At 64.5% G+C, this 17758-nt stretch carries 14 protein-coding genes; 3 read left to right on the top strand and 11 right to left on the bottom strand.

Annotated elements, in window-relative coordinates; all coding sequences use genetic code 11:
* Nucleotides 1–140: 140 nt before the first annotated feature.
* Nucleotides 141–1109: an IS110 family transposase gene (locus tag NLM27_RS31740; RefSeq protein WP_254143541.1), complete on the top strand. Its 969-nt coding sequence runs from the start codon at nt 141–143 to the stop codon at nt 1107–1109.
* Between the two features lie 489 nt (nt 1110–1598).
* On the opposite strand, the gene murA is transcribed toward NLM27_RS31740, so the two are convergent.
* The 11 genes from murA to rpsT all read right to left on the bottom strand — a co-directional run bounded on the left by murA (nt 1599) and on the right by rpsT (nt 16111).
* Nucleotides 1599–2894 carry a UDP-N-acetylglucosamine 1-carboxyvinyltransferase gene (murA, locus tag NLM27_RS31735; protein WP_254147024.1) on the bottom strand — a complete coding sequence of 432 codons (1296 nt, stop codon included), beginning with the start codon at nt 2892–2894 and terminating at the stop codon, nt 1599–1601.
* A 129-nt stretch (nt 2895–3023) separates the two neighbouring features.
* Nucleotides 3024–3491 carry a hypothetical protein gene (locus NLM27_RS31730; RefSeq protein WP_254147023.1) on the bottom strand — a complete coding sequence of 156 codons (468 nt, stop codon included), beginning with the start codon at nt 3489–3491 and terminating at the stop codon, nt 3024–3026.
* A 287-nt stretch (nt 3492–3778) separates the two neighbouring features.
* The gene (gyrB, locus tag NLM27_RS31725) at nt 3779–6214 is read right to left on the bottom strand and encodes a DNA topoisomerase (ATP-hydrolyzing) subunit B (RefSeq protein WP_254147022.1); all 2436 of its coding nucleotides are present in this window, start codon (nt 6212–6214) and stop codon (nt 3779–3781) included.
* A gap of 483 nt (nt 6215–6697) precedes the next feature.
* The gene (locus NLM27_RS31720) at nt 6698–8863 is read right to left on the bottom strand and encodes a hypothetical protein (RefSeq protein ID WP_254147021.1); all 2166 of its coding nucleotides are present in this window, start codon (nt 8861–8863) and stop codon (nt 6698–6700) included.
* A gap of 147 nt (nt 8864–9010) precedes the next feature.
* The gene (locus NLM27_RS31715; protein ID WP_254147020.1) at nt 9011–9745 is read right to left on the bottom strand and encodes a hypothetical protein; all 735 of its coding nucleotides are present in this window, start codon (nt 9743–9745) and stop codon (nt 9011–9013) included.
* Nucleotides 9746–9853: 108 nt separating this feature from the next.
* A complete protein-coding gene (recF, locus tag NLM27_RS31710; protein ID WP_254147019.1) occupies nt 9854–10990 on the bottom strand; it encodes a DNA replication/repair protein RecF in 1137 nt (378 codons plus the stop codon).
* 90 nt (nt 10991–11080) lie between these two features.
* Nucleotides 11081–11446 (bottom strand): endonuclease domain-containing protein, encoded by a 366-nt coding sequence (locus NLM27_RS31705; RefSeq protein WP_254147018.1) that lies wholly within the window; start codon nt 11444–11446, stop codon nt 11081–11083.
* Nucleotides 11447–11656: 210 nt separating this feature from the next.
* A complete protein-coding gene (gene dnaN / locus NLM27_RS31700) occupies nt 11657–12775 on the bottom strand; it encodes a DNA polymerase III subunit beta (protein ID WP_254147017.1) in 1119 nt (372 codons plus the stop codon).
* Nucleotides 12776–12779: 4 nt separating this feature from the next.
* Complete coding sequence (locus NLM27_RS31695; RefSeq protein WP_254147016.1) at nt 12780–12926, bottom strand: hypothetical protein; 147 nt, start codon at nt 12924–12926, stop codon at nt 12780–12782.
* A gap of 240 nt (nt 12927–13166) precedes the next feature.
* Entirely contained in the window at nt 13167–14576 is a 1410-nt protein-coding gene (gene dnaA, locus NLM27_RS31690; RefSeq protein ID WP_254147015.1) for a chromosomal replication initiator protein DnaA, read from the bottom strand.
* Nucleotides 14577–15844: 1268 nt separating this feature from the next.
* The gene (gene rpsT / locus NLM27_RS31685) at nt 15845–16111 is read right to left on the bottom strand and encodes a 30S ribosomal protein S20 (RefSeq protein ID WP_254147014.1); all 267 of its coding nucleotides are present in this window, start codon (nt 16109–16111) and stop codon (nt 15845–15847) included.
* Between the two features lie 402 nt (nt 16112–16513).
* On the opposite strand from rpsT, the gene NLM27_RS31680 reads away from it, so the two are divergent.
* The gene (locus tag NLM27_RS31680; RefSeq protein WP_254147013.1) at nt 16514–16831 is read left to right on the top strand and encodes a hypothetical protein; all 318 of its coding nucleotides are present in this window, start codon (nt 16514–16516) and stop codon (nt 16829–16831) included.
* A gap of 130 nt (nt 16832–16961) precedes the next feature.
* Entirely contained in the window at nt 16962–17618 is a 657-nt protein-coding gene (gene msrA, locus NLM27_RS31675) for a peptide-methionine (S)-S-oxide reductase MsrA (RefSeq protein ID WP_254147012.1), read from the top strand.
* Nucleotides 17619–17758 lie beyond the last annotated feature (140 nt).

Genomic DNA, 17758 nt, shown 5'->3' with positions numbered 1-17758 from the left:
TGGGTCGCCGTTCGATCGGATCGGTGCCCACCAAAGCCTTGAGGGCTGTCTGACGTAGCGAGATCGCGATCGGCACTTCATCGGGACCCGAATGGTTGAACGAACTTGAGGTTCGCATCACAAGGGAGGGATCGACGAAGATGGCCAAGCATACCACGATCTGTGCCGGGATCGATACCGGCAAACGGAAGCTCGATGTGGCGATCGAGGGCCGCCGCGAGCAGCTGCAGGTGAAGAACACGCCGGAAGGTCACGAGGACCTGTTGGCGTGGCTGCGACAGCATCGCGTCAAACGCATCGGCATCGAGGCGAGCGGCGGTTACGAGCAGCCTGTCGTCGCCGAACTGCGGCGCAAGCGGTTTGTGGTTGTGGTGTTTCAGCCGGCTCAGGTCCGGGCCTATGCTAAATTCCACCTGCAGCGAGCCAAGAACGACAAGATGGATGCCGCTCTTATCGCAGCTTGCACCGCAGCAGTGCGGAAGATCCATGCCGCGCCCGATCCCCGGTTGCTGCCATTTGCCGAGCAGCTGACCATGATCGATCAGATCGGTGAGGATATCGCGCGCCTGAAGAACAGGATCGAGAGCTGCCGCAATGTAGGGATCAACAAGCTCTGGCAGGAGGATATCGCTCGCCTGGAACAACGTGAGACGGCGGCACTCAAGGCCCTGGTCGCCTCGATCCGCAAGCATCCCGACCTTGCCAAGAGGCTTGCGCTGATCAACAGCGTCGACGGCATCGGGTTGCCGACCGCCGTTGCCATCCTGGTGCGCCTGCCTGAGATCGGCCGGATCACGCGGGAGCAAGCTGTCGCTCTCGCCGGCCTTGCGCCCTATGACGACGACAGCGGCGACCAGACCGGCGGTCGGCATATCGAGGGCGGACGCAAGCGGCTGCGTCGCGCCCTTTATACGGCTTCACTCGCTGCATCGTTTCGATGGAACCCGCAGCTCATCCAGCTCTACCGACGGCTAACTGCGGCCGGAAAGGAACACAAGCGCGCGCTCGTTGCCTGCGCCAGGAAGATGCTCATCTTCGCCAACACAGTGGTGGCTCGCGGCACGCCGTGGTGCGACAAACCGCCAGTGCGATCGTTCTCTGTTTCTTAGTTCGACCGCGACGTGTTTCTTCGTCCCGACCTACGGCTCCTCATGACGTCGCGCGCAGCGACCGTCAAGGATGGCCGTCGCTCGCCCTAACCTCACCTGACCTGCTGCCAGGCCACGCCTTGACGGACGCGAGTACGGCGTCATCATCGATGACGCAGGCGATCCGAAAGGGCACAAAAAACCGCCGCCACTTAATGGTTGCTACGATACTTCTTCTCCCTCGCCCCGCATGAAGGGAGAGGGAGAGTCTCCACGGGGACGGAGTGAGCCGAATTCTTCGATAGTCTCCGCATCGTCATTGCGAGCGCAGCGAAGCAATCCAGAGTATTTCCGCGGAGGGATTCTGGATTGCTTCGCTGCGCTCGCAATGACGTGTTGAGCGAACGTCGTTCTTACGGAGAGTATCTCTTGCGGAGAGTCCCCCTCACCCGCCGCGCTGCGCGCGTCGGCCTCTCCCCGCAAGCGGGGCGAGGCGAAGAAGAAAGAGCCTCAGCTCTTCCGTTCCGGCACGCGCTTGATCTTCGCGCCGAGCGCATTCAGCCGTTCTTCGATGCGCTCGTAGCCGCGCTCGATCTGATCGGCATTGTTGATGGTCGAGGTGCCCTCGGCGCAGACGGCCGCGAGCAGCATCGCCATGCCGGCGCGGATGTCCGGCGAGGTCATCGGCGCGCCGCGCAGGCGGCTGGGGCCGGCGATGATGGCGCGGTGCGGATCGCACAGCACGATGCGCGCGCCCATCGCGATCAGCTTGTCGACGAAGAACATCCGCGATTCGAACATCTTCTCGAACATCAGGATCACGCCCTCGCATTGCGTGGCGGTGACGATCGCGATCGACATCAGGTCGGCGGGGAAGGCCGGCCAGGGCTGGTCCTCCAGCTTCGGCACGTGGCCGCCGAAATCGTCCTGGATCTTCAGCGTCTGATTCGAGGGCACGATCAGGTCGTCGCCCTCGACGCGGCAGACGATGCCGAGCCGTTCGAACCCCATGCGGATCGAGCGCAGATGCTCGACGCCGGCACGGGTGATGCGAAGCGGCGAGCGTGTGACCGCGGCAAGGCCGATCAGCGAGCCGACCTCGATATGGTCGGGCTGGATCCTGTAGGTCGCACCGCCCAGCGTCGCCTGTCCATGCACGACCATGGTGTTGGTGCCGATGCCCTCGATCTTGGCGCCGAGCGCGACCAGGAAGTTGGCGAGATCCTGCACATGCGGCTCGGACGCGGCATTGCGTAAATAGGTGACGCCGTCGGCGGCGACCGCCGCGACCAGCGCGTTTTCGGTCGCGGTGACGCTCGGCTCGTCCAGGAACACGTCCGCGCCGGCAAGCTTTGGTGCGCGAAATTCGAGTCGGTCGGTCGCGGTGACCTTGGCTCCCAGCTGTTCCAGCGCCAGCACATGGGTGTCCAGCCGGCGGCGGCCGATGACGTCGCCGCCGGGCGGCGGCAGCATCACTTCGCCGCAGCGGGCGAGCAGGGGACCCGCGAGCAGGATCGAGGCGCGGATGCGCACGCACAGCTCGGGGTCGAGATCGGCGGCGCGGATGCTCTTGGCGTGGATATGCAGCCTATTGCGCTCGGTCCACTCCGCGGACGCGCCGACCGAGCGGACCAGCTCGACCAGCGTCTCGGTGTCGCGGATGCGTGGCACGTTCTCAAGCGTCACCGGATGCTCGGTGAGCAGCGCGGCCGCGATGATCGGCAGTGCCGAGTTCTTGTTGCCGGATGGCTCGATCGAGCCCGAGAGCCGGTGACCGCCCTCGACGATGTATTGGATGGGCGCCACTTGGTTCTCGCTGTCCTGTTGGGTGGGCGGGCTGTTTCGGGCGGAAACTACAGAGAATTGAGCGCCGGAGCAATTGTGCTGGGCGAGACTCAAGCCCGTCCGTCTGGAGCTTGTGGCAGGAAGCCGCCTTCAGAACAATCCGATGATATTCCCCACCACATAGAGGATCGCGATCAGGATCAGCGCGCCGATCATGAAGAACGAGATTTCGATCGCGATGGCGCCGGTGCCGAGCGTGGCGGCGACGGCGGCAAGGAGCCGTTCTTCCCTGGAGATCAGCGAGAGCACCGAGAGCAGGATGGCGAGCAGGCCGAGCGAGATCGCAGTGACTGACGCGGTTTCGCTCCAGCTTCGCCCCGCGGATTTCTCAACCTTCGGCGCCTGATACTCCAAGCCCTTCACCTTCGCGATGACGCGGTCCTTGATGCGAAGTCCGGTGTCGACGATCACCTTGTCCGCGGGCGGCGGCGGAAACACGAGCGGCACGACCCAATGCGGCAGCACCGCCGCCATGAGCGCAAGCACACCGACAATGCTGCCGATGATGCCGAGGCGGCGGGATGGCACGGTGGAACTGGTCGTTGCCGAGGCGATCATGGCGTGACACTTCCCGGCCGGAATTGGCCTTACGGGTTCATGCCACTTCGTCGCGAGGGCGGGGCGTGAGGTTCAGGGGGCTGCTCTAGCGATGGCGTTCAGTGTCGACGCGACGGTGGTCCACTCCCTCCCCCGCTCGCGGGGGAGGGTCGGGGAGAGGGTGTCTCCGCAACGGGACAATCCCCAAGAGGAGAAAGCCCTCACCCGGCGCTTTGCGCCGACCTCTCCCGCAAGCGGGAGAGGTGCAGCAAGTGCTTTGCTAGCAGATCAAACCCAAGGCCGTCCGCTCAGATATCGATCGTCGCGCTGAGCGAGTGTTCCTGGATGAAGTCGCGGCGCGGCTCGACCACGTCGCCCATCAACTTGGTGAAGATGTCGTCGGCCTCGTCGACCTCCTTGACCTTCACCTGCAGGAGCGAGCGCACCTCGGTATCGAGCGTCGTCTCCCAGAGCTGCTCGGGGTTCATCTCGCCGAGGCCTTTGTAGCGCTGCAGCGTGATGCCCTTGCGCCCGGACTCGGTGACCGCCTCGAACAGGTCGGACGGACCGTGCACCAGGTGCTCGCTGTCCTTCCGCCGCAGCTTGCCGGAGCGGGCGTAGACGTCCTGGAGTTTGGGCGCGTACTCGTCGAGCTTGCGGGCTTCGGCCGAACCGAGCAGCGCGTCGTCGATGATCGCCGCTTCCTTGACGCCGCGCACGGTGCGCTCGAACAGGAAGCCCTGGCCTTCGACGAATTGACCCACCCAGCCGCGCTCGACCTCCTCGGCCTGGCTGTCCAGCCGGGTCGCAATGTACTGCGCCGCGGCCGTGGCGTTCTCGGGATTGCCGTAGACCGACTTGTTCAGCACACCGGTGATGGCGGCCTGTTCGACCACCTTGCGGTTATAGCGGCTATGCAGGTTGCGAAGGATGCTGCGAACGACGCGGGCATCGTCGACCAGCGCGCGCAGATCGCGGCCGGACCGGTCGCCGCCGGTGCCGGGGATGTACACGCAGTCGTCGAGGCCGGCGTCGATCAGATAGTCTTCCAGCGCGCGCTCGTCCTTCAGGTACTGCTCGGACTTGCCGCGTGACACCTTATAGAGCGGCGGCTGCGCGATATAGAGATAGCCGCCGTCGATGATGTCGCGCATCTGCCGGTAGAAGAAGGTCAGCAGCAGCGTGCGGATGTGGGCGCCGTCGACGTCGGCGTCCGTCATCACGATGATCTTGTGATAGCGCAGCTTCTCGACCGAAAACTCGTCGCTGATGCCGGTGCCGAGCGCGGTGATCAGCGTGCCGATCTGTTCGCTCGACAGCATCTTGTCGGGACGGACGCGTTCGACGTTGAGGATCTTGCCGCGCAGCGGCAGCACCGCCTGGAATTCACGGTTGCGGCCCTGCTTGGCGCTGCCGCCTGCCGAGTCACCCTCGACGATGAACAGCTCCGATTTTGCCGGATCCTTTTCCTGGCAGTCGGCGAGCTTGCCGGGCAGCGAGGAGACCGAGAGCGGGCTCTTGCGGGTGAGCTCGCGCGCCTTTCGCGCGGCTTCGCGGGCGGCGGCGGCCTGGATCACCTTGCCGACGATCATCTTGGCTTCGCTCGGGTGCTCCTCGAACCAAGCCTGCAGCGCCTCGTTGAGGACGTTCTCGACCACGGGACGCACTTCCGAGGACACCAGCTTGTCCTTGGTCTGCGACGAAAACTTGGGGTCCGGCACCTTCACGGACAGGACCGCGGTGAGGCCTTCGCGGCAGTCGTCGCCGGTCAGCGCGATCTTTTCCTTCTTGGCGTTGGCCTCGGCATAGCCGTTGACCTGGCGCGTCAGCGCGCCGCGGAAGCCGGCCAGATGGGTGCCGCCATCACGCTGCGGAATGTTGTTGGTGAAGCACAGCACGTTCTCGTGGTAGCTGTCGTTCCACCACAAGGCGGCCTCGACGCCGATGCCGTTGGCTTCCGAGCGCACCATGATCGGCGCGGGCACCAGGGCCTTCTTGTTGCGGTCGAGATATTTGACGAATTCCTCGACGCCGCCGGAATAGTGCATCTCCTCGCGCTTCTCGACCGCGTGACGCATGTCAGAGAGGGCGATGTTGACGCCGGAATTGAGGAAGGCGAGCTCGCGCAGGCGATGCTCGAGCGTGGCGAAATCGTATTCGATGTTCTTGAACGTCTCGGTCGAGGCGAGGAACGTCACCTCGGTGCCGCGCCGGCCCGGCGCGTCGCCGACCACCTTCAGCGGTGCGACGGCATCGCCATGGGCGAACTCGATGTAATGTTCCTTGTCGTCGCGCCAGATCCGCAAGCCGAGCTTGCTGGAGAGCGCATTGACGACGGAGACGCCGACGCCGTGCAGGCCGCCGGAGACCTTGTAGGAGTTCTGGTCGAACTTTCCGCCGGCGTGGAGCTGGGTCATGATGACCTCGGCCGCCGAGATGCCTTCGCCCTTGTGGATGTCGACGGGAATGCCGCGGCCATCGTCACGCACCGTGACGGAATTGTCGGCATTGAGCACAACATCGACGCGCGAGGCGTGGCCCGCCAGCGCCTCGTCGATGGCGTTGTCGACGACCTCGTAGACCATGTGGTGCAGGCCCGAGCCGTCGTCGGTGTCGCCGATATACATGCCCGGACGCTTGCGGACGGCATCGAGACCCTTGAGCACGCGGATCGATTCCGCGCCGTATTCGCTCGCGATGGAGGGCTCGTTTTCGGCAGCGGGCTGCCGAGCAGGTTCTGTCATGAGAGGCCTTCGAGATGTCGCCCGAATCAGCGGCGCAGAAGGCGCTGATTTGCGGGCTATTTGTGCCATGAAAGAGGGTTGGCGCCTAGCGCAAAGTATCTTCTGGCAACCCTTTGAGCACATAGGGTTTTTGGGCCGGTTTTCAAGGCTTTTGAACGCCGATTCCGAGGCTTGCGAAAAGCGCGATTCAAGGGCCCGTTTCGGCTCTCCAAGGGCGTGGATTTTGCGGGGTCGGGAAGGGTGGTTCCGAGCCGTCTGAAATTGTTCGTTCGAGTCTGTGGTCTTTGGTTGAATCAGCGCGCCCCAGGGCTCGCTGCAACCTCTCCCGCTTGCGGGAGAGGTCGGCGCGTCCGGGCGATGCGAAGCATCGTCCCGCGCGCCGGGTGAGGGTTCTCTCCGCTTGGGGGTTCTCGATTGCGGCGACACGCTCACCCCAACCCTCTCCGCAAGCGGGAGAGGGAGCGCACCCGCCCTTGTGGCGTCTCAGTACATCTGAAGCGGCAGCACGTCTCCGCTCGGGCCCACCAGGAGACCCCAGGCCTCGCCGGCGGCAACGGTCAGGGCCTCGGTGCGGGCCGGGCGTCCGGGCAGGCGCAGCGCGTACTGGTACTTGCCGGGCGGCAGGTCGAGCATCGGGCCTTTCGGCGATTGCGGGCCGCCGGTGCCGGCCGCGATCTTCACCGTCTGCTTGTTGATCGTCAGCGAGGCCTCGTTCGCTCCCATGTTTCCGAGCATGAGCCTCGCTTGTCCCGCCTTCGGCATGACGTCGGCCTTTTCAGCGACATCCGCATTCTTCTGCGCCAGATTGACCGTGGTCTCGCCCTTGGCGCGGCCGAGCTTGAGCACGGCCGGTCCCTGCGGCGAAGTGAAGTCGATCTGAGCGCGTTCTGCGGACACGGCCGCGCCGTCGGTCTTTTCCTGCCAGCCGAGCCTGGACAGCTCCGCACGGTAGAAGGCGAGGACGTCATTGAGCGGCGCCGGAATGCTGGCTGCCAGCTCGCGGCGGAGCGGCGCCTCGCCGCCAGGTATCTTCGTGGTGGCAAACGATTTCGACGAACGCTGCGTCGGCACGGGCAGCTGGGATTCAGGATCGAGCTTGAGCGGCTCGGAGGATTTGGCCTGTACCTGCACCTCGGTGTTGGCGACAGGCTTGGCCGCTTCCGTCACCAGGCCCGATCCGTCGGCGCGGACATTCACCTTCGGCCCCATCTGCATCACGGTCATCGAGATCGACTTGCCGCCTTTCGAGAATGCCATCACCGCCATGTTGGGCTGGTTGATGACGGAGGGCTGTTCCTTCCAGCCCGAGCTCTTCAGCGTCGTACGATAGAACGTGCTGAGCGCCTTCACGCTCGACGTCGAGGAGAATTCGAGCCGGCCGTCTCCGCCTTCGAACGTCACGTCTTGCGCGGTCTCGGGCAGCGGCACCGGCGTCTTGCTGTTGGCGAGCGCATTGAGCGGTGCATCCGACAGGGAGGCGGCCTGCGTCTTGCGCCTGGCTTCATCAGCGGCGATGAGCTGCTGGGCCGCACCTAGCGCATCGCCCAGGAACCTCTCGTCGGCCTCCTTCTTCGCCCTGGCGCGGGCGGCAAGGGCGGATTCCTTCACCTGCGCCGTCAGACTGATCATGGTGAAATCGTATTTGCGGCCGAGCCGCAGCACGCCGGTTTCCTCCGCCGAGGAAATCCTGATCGCGACGTCGTCGCCGGGTGCGAGCGGCGCGGTGCCATCTTCCTGCCAGCCGCGCGCGGCGAGCTCGCGATGATAGAAGGCAAGCACGGCGGGCAGCTCGGCGATCGCGGCGGCAGACATCTCGCGCTTGTTGGAGCTTGCGCTTCCAAGGCCCCTCGCAGATTTGGTTAGCTTGGGCCGCGGCAGGCCGGCCATATCATCGTCGGCCTCGAGCACGTCGGGCAGCGCGAACGGCGCCACCCTGATCTCGACATTGGTGCGGCCATCGTCGCGCCGCGTCAGGGTCAGCATCACCGGCTTCTGCTTGTAGAACTGCGTCGTGTCGCCGTCGGGATGATCGTAGAAGACGCGCACACCATTCGGGACGGTCCCGCCGAGATCGGCATTCGGCCAGCGCGCCGCTGTCTCAGGCGTGAGCTTGCGCCATCCCATCGCCGCCATGTCCTTCGTAAAGAACTCCGAGATCGTCTCGAGCGCGCCGGGCGCGATGCAGCCGAGATAGGGCCGGGTCTCGTCAAACACCAGATCGGTCGCGCCTTCAGGGAACGGCACGTTGGAATGGATCCGGTTCGGCGTGTAGGACACGGCGGACTGATCGGGACGCCCGCGCGATTGCGTGAAGGATACGAGCAGCCCCTGCCGTCCCTTCTTGAAGCTCAGCGCGGTGCCTTTCTCATCCAGCGGATACACATAGGGCACCCAGCCGTCGGCGCTCAGCAGCTTCTTGGTGGCGTCCGACGTGGCTGCCACCGCGCTCGGCAGGGTGTAGGTCACGCGGTAGCTGTCGGCGCGCGAGGTGTCTTCCACTGCGCCGTCCAGCCGCGGCAGCGTATGGACGTCGACGATACCGTCGTCTGCCGCGCCCGCGGGACGTGAAATGCTCGCCATCGCGAGAATGCCGCAGGCAAGCAGCAGCCATCTTGCCGGGACTCGCGTCCCGCGCCGGATCATCGGCATCGTCAAAACTCCTGGATGTCGCGCGGGTCGCATGCCCTACGCCATGACAGGCTGCGGCGCCGTCGGCGCGCGGCTTCAGACGAGAAGTCGCGTCAGGAACCGGACAGGTTCAACCGGTGTGTCCGGCTAGCGCCATGGGGCGACGGCTCAATACAGCTGGAGCGGTGGCCAGGCGTCACCGTCGCGCCCGACGGTGAGCTCCCAGGCATCGCCGGCGGCGACGGTGAGGATGTTGGTGGTCGCCGGACGGTCCGGCACGCTCAGTCCGTAGGAATATCTGCCGGGCACGAGGTCCAGCGCGACGGCATTCGCGCCGGCGGGGCGCGGGATGGTCCGCTCGTTGATCTCGAGCACGGCTTCCTTCTCGCCGATGTTGCTGAACACCAGCTTCGCCTGGCCGGGTTCGGGCATGACGTTTGCTCGGGTTGCCGTCTCCGCGTTCTTCTGCACGAGATAGACCGAGGTGCCGCCGTTCTTGCGGTTGAGCTCCAGCACCGCCGGCCCGAGCGGCGAGATGAAAGCGAGCTGGACGTGGTCGGCGCTGATCACGGCGCCATCATGCTGCTCCTGCCAGCCGAGCTTTCCAAGCTCGGTGCGGTAGAAGGCGAGCACGTTGCGGAGCTCCGCGGGCACGTTGGCTTCCAGCCTGACGCGGAGCGGCGCGTCGACGCCCTGCATCAGCGTGGTGTGGATTGCTCGATAGCTGTAGCGCGTCGGTGCAGGCAGCTTGGCATCGGAGTCCAGCGTGAGCGTCGCCGGAAACAAATGCGGCAGCGAGGCGCCGGCGCTGGCCGCGAGCAGGCAGATCGCAAGCAGGACGAGGCCGCACGCAAACGCCCGCCATCGTGCCGGGGCTCGCACCCCATGCCTCACCGTCGTCATGCTCATGCTCCAAGGATATCGCGCGTGCCTGAATCCTGCGCGATCGCCGCCGCTGGCGGCTCCAAGCAGCTAGTCGCGACCGGAAACAGGCCGGTTCAATGTGACGGCCTACCTGCGGGCAGAGATTCGTCCGCTCTCGACGTCAAAGACTTCGCCGCCCGCGCCGATCTCGGCAAAGGCGGCGGGGTCCGCGCCGGTCAACCAGACCTGCGCGCCGAGCTTCTTCAGCTCGTCGAACAGCGCCGCGCGGCGGCTCGGATCGAGATGCGCGACGACCTCGTCGAGCAGCAGCAGCGGCACGATGCCGGTCATCTCGGCGACCAGCGTCGCATGCGCCAGCACGAGGCCGATCAGCAGCGCCTTTTGCTCGCCGGTCGAGGCATCGCGCGCCGGCATGCTTTTGGGCGCATAGACCACCTGGAGATCAGTGAGATGCGGGCCGTCGGTGGTGCGGCCGGCGATGGCATCGCGTGGACGGTTGTCGCGCAGGATCTGGCGGTAGCGGTCCTCGACCGAGGTCGCGGTCTCCTGGAGCAGCGCGTTCTCCATCCAGCCGTCGAGCGCGATTTTCGCAGGCGGGAAGGCGGAAGCCTGCGCGCGCGCATTCAGCATGCCGGTGAGCCTTGCTGCGGTCTGACCGCGCGTTGCGGCCACCGCGACCGCAAGCTCGGCGGTCTCGCGCTCGATCGCGTCACACCAATGGTCGTCGTAATTGCGCGTCTCGAGCAGGCGGTTGCGCGAGCGCAGGGAACGCTCCAGCGCGGAGATGCGGCTGGAATGATCACTGTCGATGGCGAGCACCAGGCGGTCGAAGAAGCGCCGCCGCTCGGAGGCCGCGCCCATGAACAGCCCGTCCATCGCAGGCGTCAGCCACACCATGCGGATGTGGTCGCCGAAGGACGCGGCCGAATTGACCGGCTCGCGGTCGATGCGGCAACGCCGGCTCACGGAAGCGTCGGGCCGCGGCGCGTCGATGCCGGTGCCGAGCGTCGCCAAGCCTAAAGCGCCCTCGACCTGCGCCGACACCGCCCAGGAGCCTTCGCCCTGGTTGTCGGCGACGTCTTCCAGCGTCGCGCGCCGCAGGCCCCGTCCCGGCGACAGGAACGAGATCGCCTCGATGCAATTGGTCTTGCCCGCCCCGTTCGGCCCGACCAGCGCCACCATGTCAGCCGCCGTCTCGAGCCCCGCCGCCCGATAATTGCGAAAATGCGTCAGCGTCAGGCGATGAATGCGGGAGGGGGTCATATCACTCTGTCATTGCCGGGCAGTGCCTTCCCTCCCCCCTTGTGGGGGAGGGTGGCGCCTCACGAAGTGAGGCGACGGGTGAGGGGTATCTTACCGCCCGGCAAGCTTTGCAAGGATGTCCTCCAAGACAGAAGCGGGCTGTTGCAGCACGTCGTTGTTCCAGTAATGGGCGATCGAGAAACCTTCCGCCGAAATTGCGGCATCCCGAGTTGCATCGCGTGGCGATTCCGCGTGCTGACTCCCGTCAATTTCGATGACAAGGTGCTTCTCGAAACAGACAAAGTCGAGAATGTAGTTCTTGAATGGCACCTGTCGGCGAAACTTGAATGTCGAGAGCCGACGATCCCTCAGCAAGCGCCACATTGCGGCTTCCGCATCCGTCGGTTCGTGTCGCATGTTCTTCGCGAATTGGCGAAGACGCTTGGCGAGTGGCCGATGGGACGGCTCCTGCGGCACGAACCCCTCACCCGACTGAATGTGTATCCGTCAGCGGAGATGCCCTCTCCCACAAGGGGAGAGGGCACAGCAATGCGCATTGCGCTTGGTTCGACGGCGGCAGCTGTAGCTTCACCCTCTCCCCTTGTGGGAGAGGGTGGCTTCGCGCAGCGAAGCCGGGTGAGGGGTTGTCTCCACACAGAAGGTGTCGAGAGGGGAAGACCATGTCCCTCACACCCGCATCGGCATCAGCACGTACAGCGCGCTCTTGTCGTCCTTGTCCTGCACCAGGGTCGGCGAGCCGGGGTCGGCGAGTCTGAGCGTGGCGACGTCGCCTTCGATCTGGGCGGCGATGTCGAGGAGGTAGCGCGAGTTGAAGCCGATATCGAGGGCGTCGGAGGCGTATTCGACCTCGAGCTCCTCGGTCGCGCTGCCGGAATCCGGATTGGTCACCGACAGCACCAGCTTGCCCGCCGACAGCGACAGTTTGACCGCCCGCCCGCGCTCGCTGGAGATGGTGGAGACGCGGTCGACCGCGTTCTCAAAATCCTTCTTGTCGACCACGAGCTCCTTGTCGTTTCCTTGCGGGATCACCCGGCCATAGTCCGGGAAGGTGCCGTCGATCAGCTTCGAGGTCAGCACCACATTGCCGATGGTGAAACGGATCTTGGCCTGCGACAGCTCGATCGTCATCTCGGCCTCGGTGTCCTCGATCAGGCGCTGCACCTCGCCGACGGTCTTGCGCGGCACGATCACGCCAGGCATGCCCTCGGCACCCTTGGGCTGCACCAGGTCGAGCTGGGCGAGGCGGTGGCCGTCGGTGGCGACGCCGCGCAGGGTCGCGGCCTTGGCCGTGCCCGCGGCGTGCAGATAGATGCCGTTGAGGTAATACCGCGTCTCTTCCGTGGAGATCGCGAACTGGGTGCGGTCGATCAGCCGCTTGACGTCCTTGGCCGCGAGCGAGAACGAGTGCGACATGTCGCCGGCCGCAAGGTCCGGGAAATCATTCTCCGGCAGGGTCTGCAGCGTGAAGCGGGAGCGGCCGGCGCGGATCGCGAGCACGGCGCGGTCGCCGTCGGCCTCCAGCACGATCTGCGACCCGTCCGGCAGCTTGCGCACGATGTCGTAGAACATGTGCGCCGGCACGGTGGTGGAGCCCGCGGTCGCGGTTTCCGCCGGCAGCGTCTCCGTCACTTCGAGGTCGAGGTCGGTCGCCTTCAGCGACAATTTCGCGCTCTCGGCGCGGACCAGCACGTTGCCGAGGATCGGAATCGTGTTGCGGCGCTCGACCACGCGGTGGACATGGCCCAGCGATTTCAGGAGTTGCGCGCGTTCGACCGTAACCTTCATTGCACTACTCGCCCGATCCCCAAGAAAACACAGTGTTGGAAAGGCCGGGCTGCGGGATGCGCGCCACGGCACCGAAGACCCCGGAAAGCCGGATCATCCAGCCGATATGATCAAAGCCGTCAGGGTCGCGCAAGGTGGCGCGGAAAATCATCCGTTTCAAGGGATTGCCGGGCAGTTCCCCACGATTTACAGCCCAGAACCAAGGCCTGCCGCCCGGGCGCAGGTAAACTCCCTCGCCCCGCTTGCGGGGAGAGGGTCGGGGTGAGGGGGAGTCTCCACGGGGGAGGTGAGAGCTGGACTTGCGGAGAGTCCCCCTCACCCGAATTCGATCTGCGATCGAATTCGACCTCTCCCCGCAAGCGGGGAGAGGTGAAAAGAAGAAGCTAGGCGTTTATTCCTGAAGCTGGCGCTTCAGCGACTCCACTTCCTCGGACAGCGCGGTGTCCTTGGAGACCAGGGCCTCGATCTTGCGCACGGCGTGCAGCACCGTGGTGTGATCGCGTCCGCCGAAGCGGCGGCCGATCTCCGGCAGCGAGCGCAGGGTCAGGGTCTTGGCGAGATACATCGCCACTTGGCGCGGGCGGACCACGTTGGCGGTGCGGCGCGAGGACAGGAGGTCGGAGCGGCTGACATTATACTGCCGCGCCACCACGCGCTGGATGTCCTCGATCTTGATCCGCTTGGGTTCCTGCGGCCGGACCAGGTCGCGAACCTCGCGCTCGGCCATCTCCAGTGTCACCGGCTGGTTGTTCAGCTTGGAATGCGCCAGCAGCCGGTTGATCGCGCCTTCGAGGTCGCGGCCGTTATGGGTGATGGTGCGCGCCAGATATAGCAGTACCTCCTCCGGCACGTCGAAGGTCGCGTGATGGGCGCGGGCGGCGGCGACGCGCGACTTGAGAATGCCGTGCCGCAGCTCCTCGCCGAGCGAGCCCATCTCGACCACGAGGCCGCCGGCGAGCCGCGAGCGGACGCGGTCGTCCAGGCTCTCGAGGTCGGACGGCGGACGGTCCGCCGCGATCACCACCTGGCGGCCGGCGTCGATCAGCGCGTTCAGCGTGTGACAGAACTCGGCCTGGGTCGACTTGCCCTGCAGGAACTGGAGGTCGTCGATCACGAGCACGTCGATGCCGCGCAGCGCTTCCTTGAAGGCGAGCGCCGTCTGCGTCTTCAGCGCGGCGACGAAGCCGTACATGAATTTCTCCGCCGTGAGATAGAGCACCTTGCGCTCGTTGCCGGAATTGCCGGCCCAGGTCACCGCCTGGAGCAGGTGCGTCTTGCCGAGGCCGACGCCGGCATGGATGTAGAGCGGGTTGAACATGACGGGGTCGCCGCGACGTCCTTCGGCGACCTGGCGCGCGGCCGCATGCGCCAGCGTGTTGGAGCGGCCGACGACGAAGCTCGCAAAGGTCAGTCGCGGGTCGAGCGGTGAGCCGCCGAGCGCGTCGTGATTGGCCGAGACCGGCGCGGTCGCGGTCGAGCGCAATTCCGGCGTCGGCGCGCGGCGCGCCTCGACAAGGGCGGGCGCTTCCTTCACCTGCGCGACCGGACGCACCGCCGAGCGGACCGTGAGATCGATGCGATGCACTTCCGGCATCTCGGCCTGCCAGCACGACAGCACGCGTTCGGCATAATGGGCCTGGATCCAGCTCTTCAGGAAGCGGGTCGGCACCGAGAGCCGCACGCTCTCGTCCTGCACGCCTTCGAGGTCCATGCGTGCAAACCAGCTCGTGTAAACGTCTTCGCCAACGGTCGAGCGCAGCCGACCCTTCACGCGTGACCAGCGATCCTGTTCCATTGTCATCGTCAGAAAACTTCTCTTGAGAGATAAGGTTGCGTTGTGGGCGCCATGCAGGTCCCACCAGGGCCCCTGCAATGACGCGACCTCAAGCGAGCCCATCGTCAGACATGGCTCGACCGTTCGGCGCGAACGCCGCGGGTCGGATCAGCGATGTCTAGGATGGAGAGTTCGCGAGGTCAGCGCGTACTCGACGCGTCCTCACAGGTCGGAGGCTGAACGCAAGACGGATCGGAAACGGCATCGTTGAACGATGGAGCCTGAGTCAATACCGCGTTGTATCCGTAGGACATGATACCCTCCCCGTCCTGCCGTGATCGCTCACGGCAAGGTCCTGCGTGTCTGAAAGACAACCGCTCCTGAACTGCTCCAGGCGCGGATGCCCCGCCCGTCTTACTAGTGTCCGCCCGGCTTCGCCCATCACGCCTGTCGGGGTAGCTTTACGATGTCCCTCATTTGCGCTGGGCGCGAGCGGAAAGATCCCGCTTGGAGACATTCAGACAAAGACCTACCGTTCCCATATTGCTATGGGTTTTGAACCGACAATCGCTTGCTAAAGCGTCGCCACGTGCTCACCGCCGCCGATTTGCACGCTCGCCCCGTTTCCGATACCGCGCTGGTCTCAAGATCGTGGGCGCCGCTGACGACTTAAGGAATACACTATGCCGAAAGACTCGCAACGGAATTGATTCACACTTGAGGCATCAAAAAACTTGACCTCGGTTAATGCCGCGCGTGAGTTGTTCACAGGCTCGGAAGCAAGTTTTTGGATTCGTGCACAGAATCGAAAATGCCGCGCCTCATGTGACAATTATCTGCCACCGCCAAAAATCTTTTAAAAATTCGTCACGCGCCCGACGCGCGGGCGTTTTTTCCAAACGCTTGCCATCACTATGTCGATAAGTGATTAGCGAGACATCGCTTTTTGAGTCTCGTTTGACAGGGTAACTCCACCGCGTGGCGCGTTCCGGTGAATCTACGGTGTGCAGAACTTTCGCGCGCGCGAATTCATCTTAGCCCCGCCGCACAGGGGTTTTTCGCAATGCGGTGAAAGTTTCCGCTGTTGCAAAATCACACGCGGTAAAACTACGGAACGAAGAATAGCGCAGACGATGCAAACCTTCCAAGCGAAGGATCGAGCCTGGCGTGACGCGCTTGCGTGAATATGACAGCCAACAAAAAAGCCCGGCGCGATGCCGGGCTTTTTGACGCGCTGATCGGATCGACCGATCAGATGGTGCCGCGAGATGACTTCGCGAGATTATTTGGCGAGCTTACTTGGCGAGCTTGGCGATCTGCGCGGTGAGGCGCGAGACTTTCCGGCTGGCGTTGTTCTTGTGAATGATGTTGCGCTGGGCGGCACGCATCAGGGCCGGCTCGGCATTCGCCAGCGCCTTGACGGCGGCGGCGCGATCGCCGGTCTTGATGGCTTCCTCGACGGTGCGCACGACACCACGCATCTGGGTGCGGCGCGACTTGTTGACGGCGGTGCGGCGGGCGATCTTGCGCGTCGCTTTCTTGGCGGAAGTGGTATTGGCCATGGTCTCAATGTCCTTTGCGGTACCGGTCGCGTCTTGGTCGGGTAGCGCCGGCTGCTTGACCGCTTAATCGACGCTCGGATTTAGGGTGTTCGGTTGCTGGGCCGTTCCCGGAACATGAGCGACGGCCTTGCGGCTGTCTCTGAGGCTCCAAAGAGACGTAAGCTCAAGGTGCCTGCAACTGCTCAAAGAACAGCGGCGGCAGGATTGCGCCCACCGCCAGTTGGCGCCCTTATAGAGAGGGTCTTTGGCACCGTCAACGCTTTCGGAGCTGGAAATCCGGCCTCAGATGGACCTGGATGGCGCCGTAACGCCCTGAAGAGGTTGAATTTATGCCGTCGCCCGGCTATTGGCTGGCGACGTTCCGAAAAGGTTGTCCGATCGGACGACCATGGTGGGTGAGGCATGATCCGCGGCATTTTCCGACTGATTGGGCTGTTGCTGCTCGCCGGCGGGTTCATCTTCATGGTCTATGACGGCGCCCGCTGGGTGGCCGACCAGACCCTCAAATTCACCCGGTTCGGCCAGTTCTGGAACGACATCAATCAGGCCAGCCAGACCGCGTTCCGGACCTGGGTCGAGGCCAAGGCGCCCTGGCTCTGGACCTCGGTGATCCGCCTGGTGCTGGATCAGCCGGTCTTCGCCGTGCTCGGCATTCTCGGCATCCTGCTGATGATCCTGTTCCGCCCGCGCAAGCCCTTGATCGGCTATTCCCGGGACTGAACGTCGGAGATCGCGAGCGGCGTAACAACACTGCCCCTCCGCGCGTAGACACCTATATTCCCACCTGATCGCGAGCACGCCGCCTGAACGTCTGGCTCAGGCGACGGACTGCTCGTTTCGGAGATCCATCATGCTGTTCATGCGCAAGACCACCGCATTGCCGAGCGCAACTGAGGCGCTGCCGGGCCGTGCGCAGGCCATTCCGACCGCGAGCATCCATTTCGTCAACGGCAGCAAGTTGAAGCCGCCTTATCCCGCTGGCCTTGAACAGGCCGTGTTCGGCCTCGGCTGCTTCTGGGGCGCCGAGCGGAAGTTCTGGGAGCTCGGTGACGGCATCTATACGACCGCCGTCGGCTATGCCGGCGGTCACACGCCGAACCCGACCTATGAAGAGGTCTGCTCGGGCCGCACCGCCCACACCGAAGTGGTGCTGGTCGTGTTCGATCCGAACAGGATCTCCTACGAGAGGCTCTTGAAGACGTTCTGGGAGAGCCACAACCCTACGCAGGGCATGCGCCAAGGCAACGATGTCGGCACGCAGTATCGAAGCGCGATCTACACGTTCAGTGATGCGCAGAAGAAGGCTGCCGAGGAATCGAAGGCGCTCTACCAGAAGGCACTTGCTGCAAAGCGGCTCGGTGCCATCACCACCGAGATCGCACCCGCCGGCGAATTCTATTTTGCCGAGGACTACCATCAGCAATATCTGGCGAAGAATCCCGCCGGCTATTGTGGTCTCGGCGGCACCGGCGTGTCCTGCCCGATCGGCGTCGGCGTGAGCGTGTAAGCGAAATCTTCGCCGCGACGATGTTGGTCGCGGCGCGCGCATCTTACCCTCCCCCTCCAGGGGAGGGTGCGACCGTCACCAAAACCCCCCGCAACGCTTTATTAACCATAACCGGTGCATCACTGGAGCCATCTCGTTTC

It is taken from the genome of Bradyrhizobium sp. CCGB12 (genome assembly GCF_024199845.1).
In the GTDB taxonomy this organism is placed as follows: Bacteria; Pseudomonadota; Alphaproteobacteria; order Rhizobiales; family Xanthobacteraceae; genus Bradyrhizobium.
Note: the sequence above shows the minus strand (reverse complement) of the source record. Positions and strands in the feature narration are given on the sequence as shown.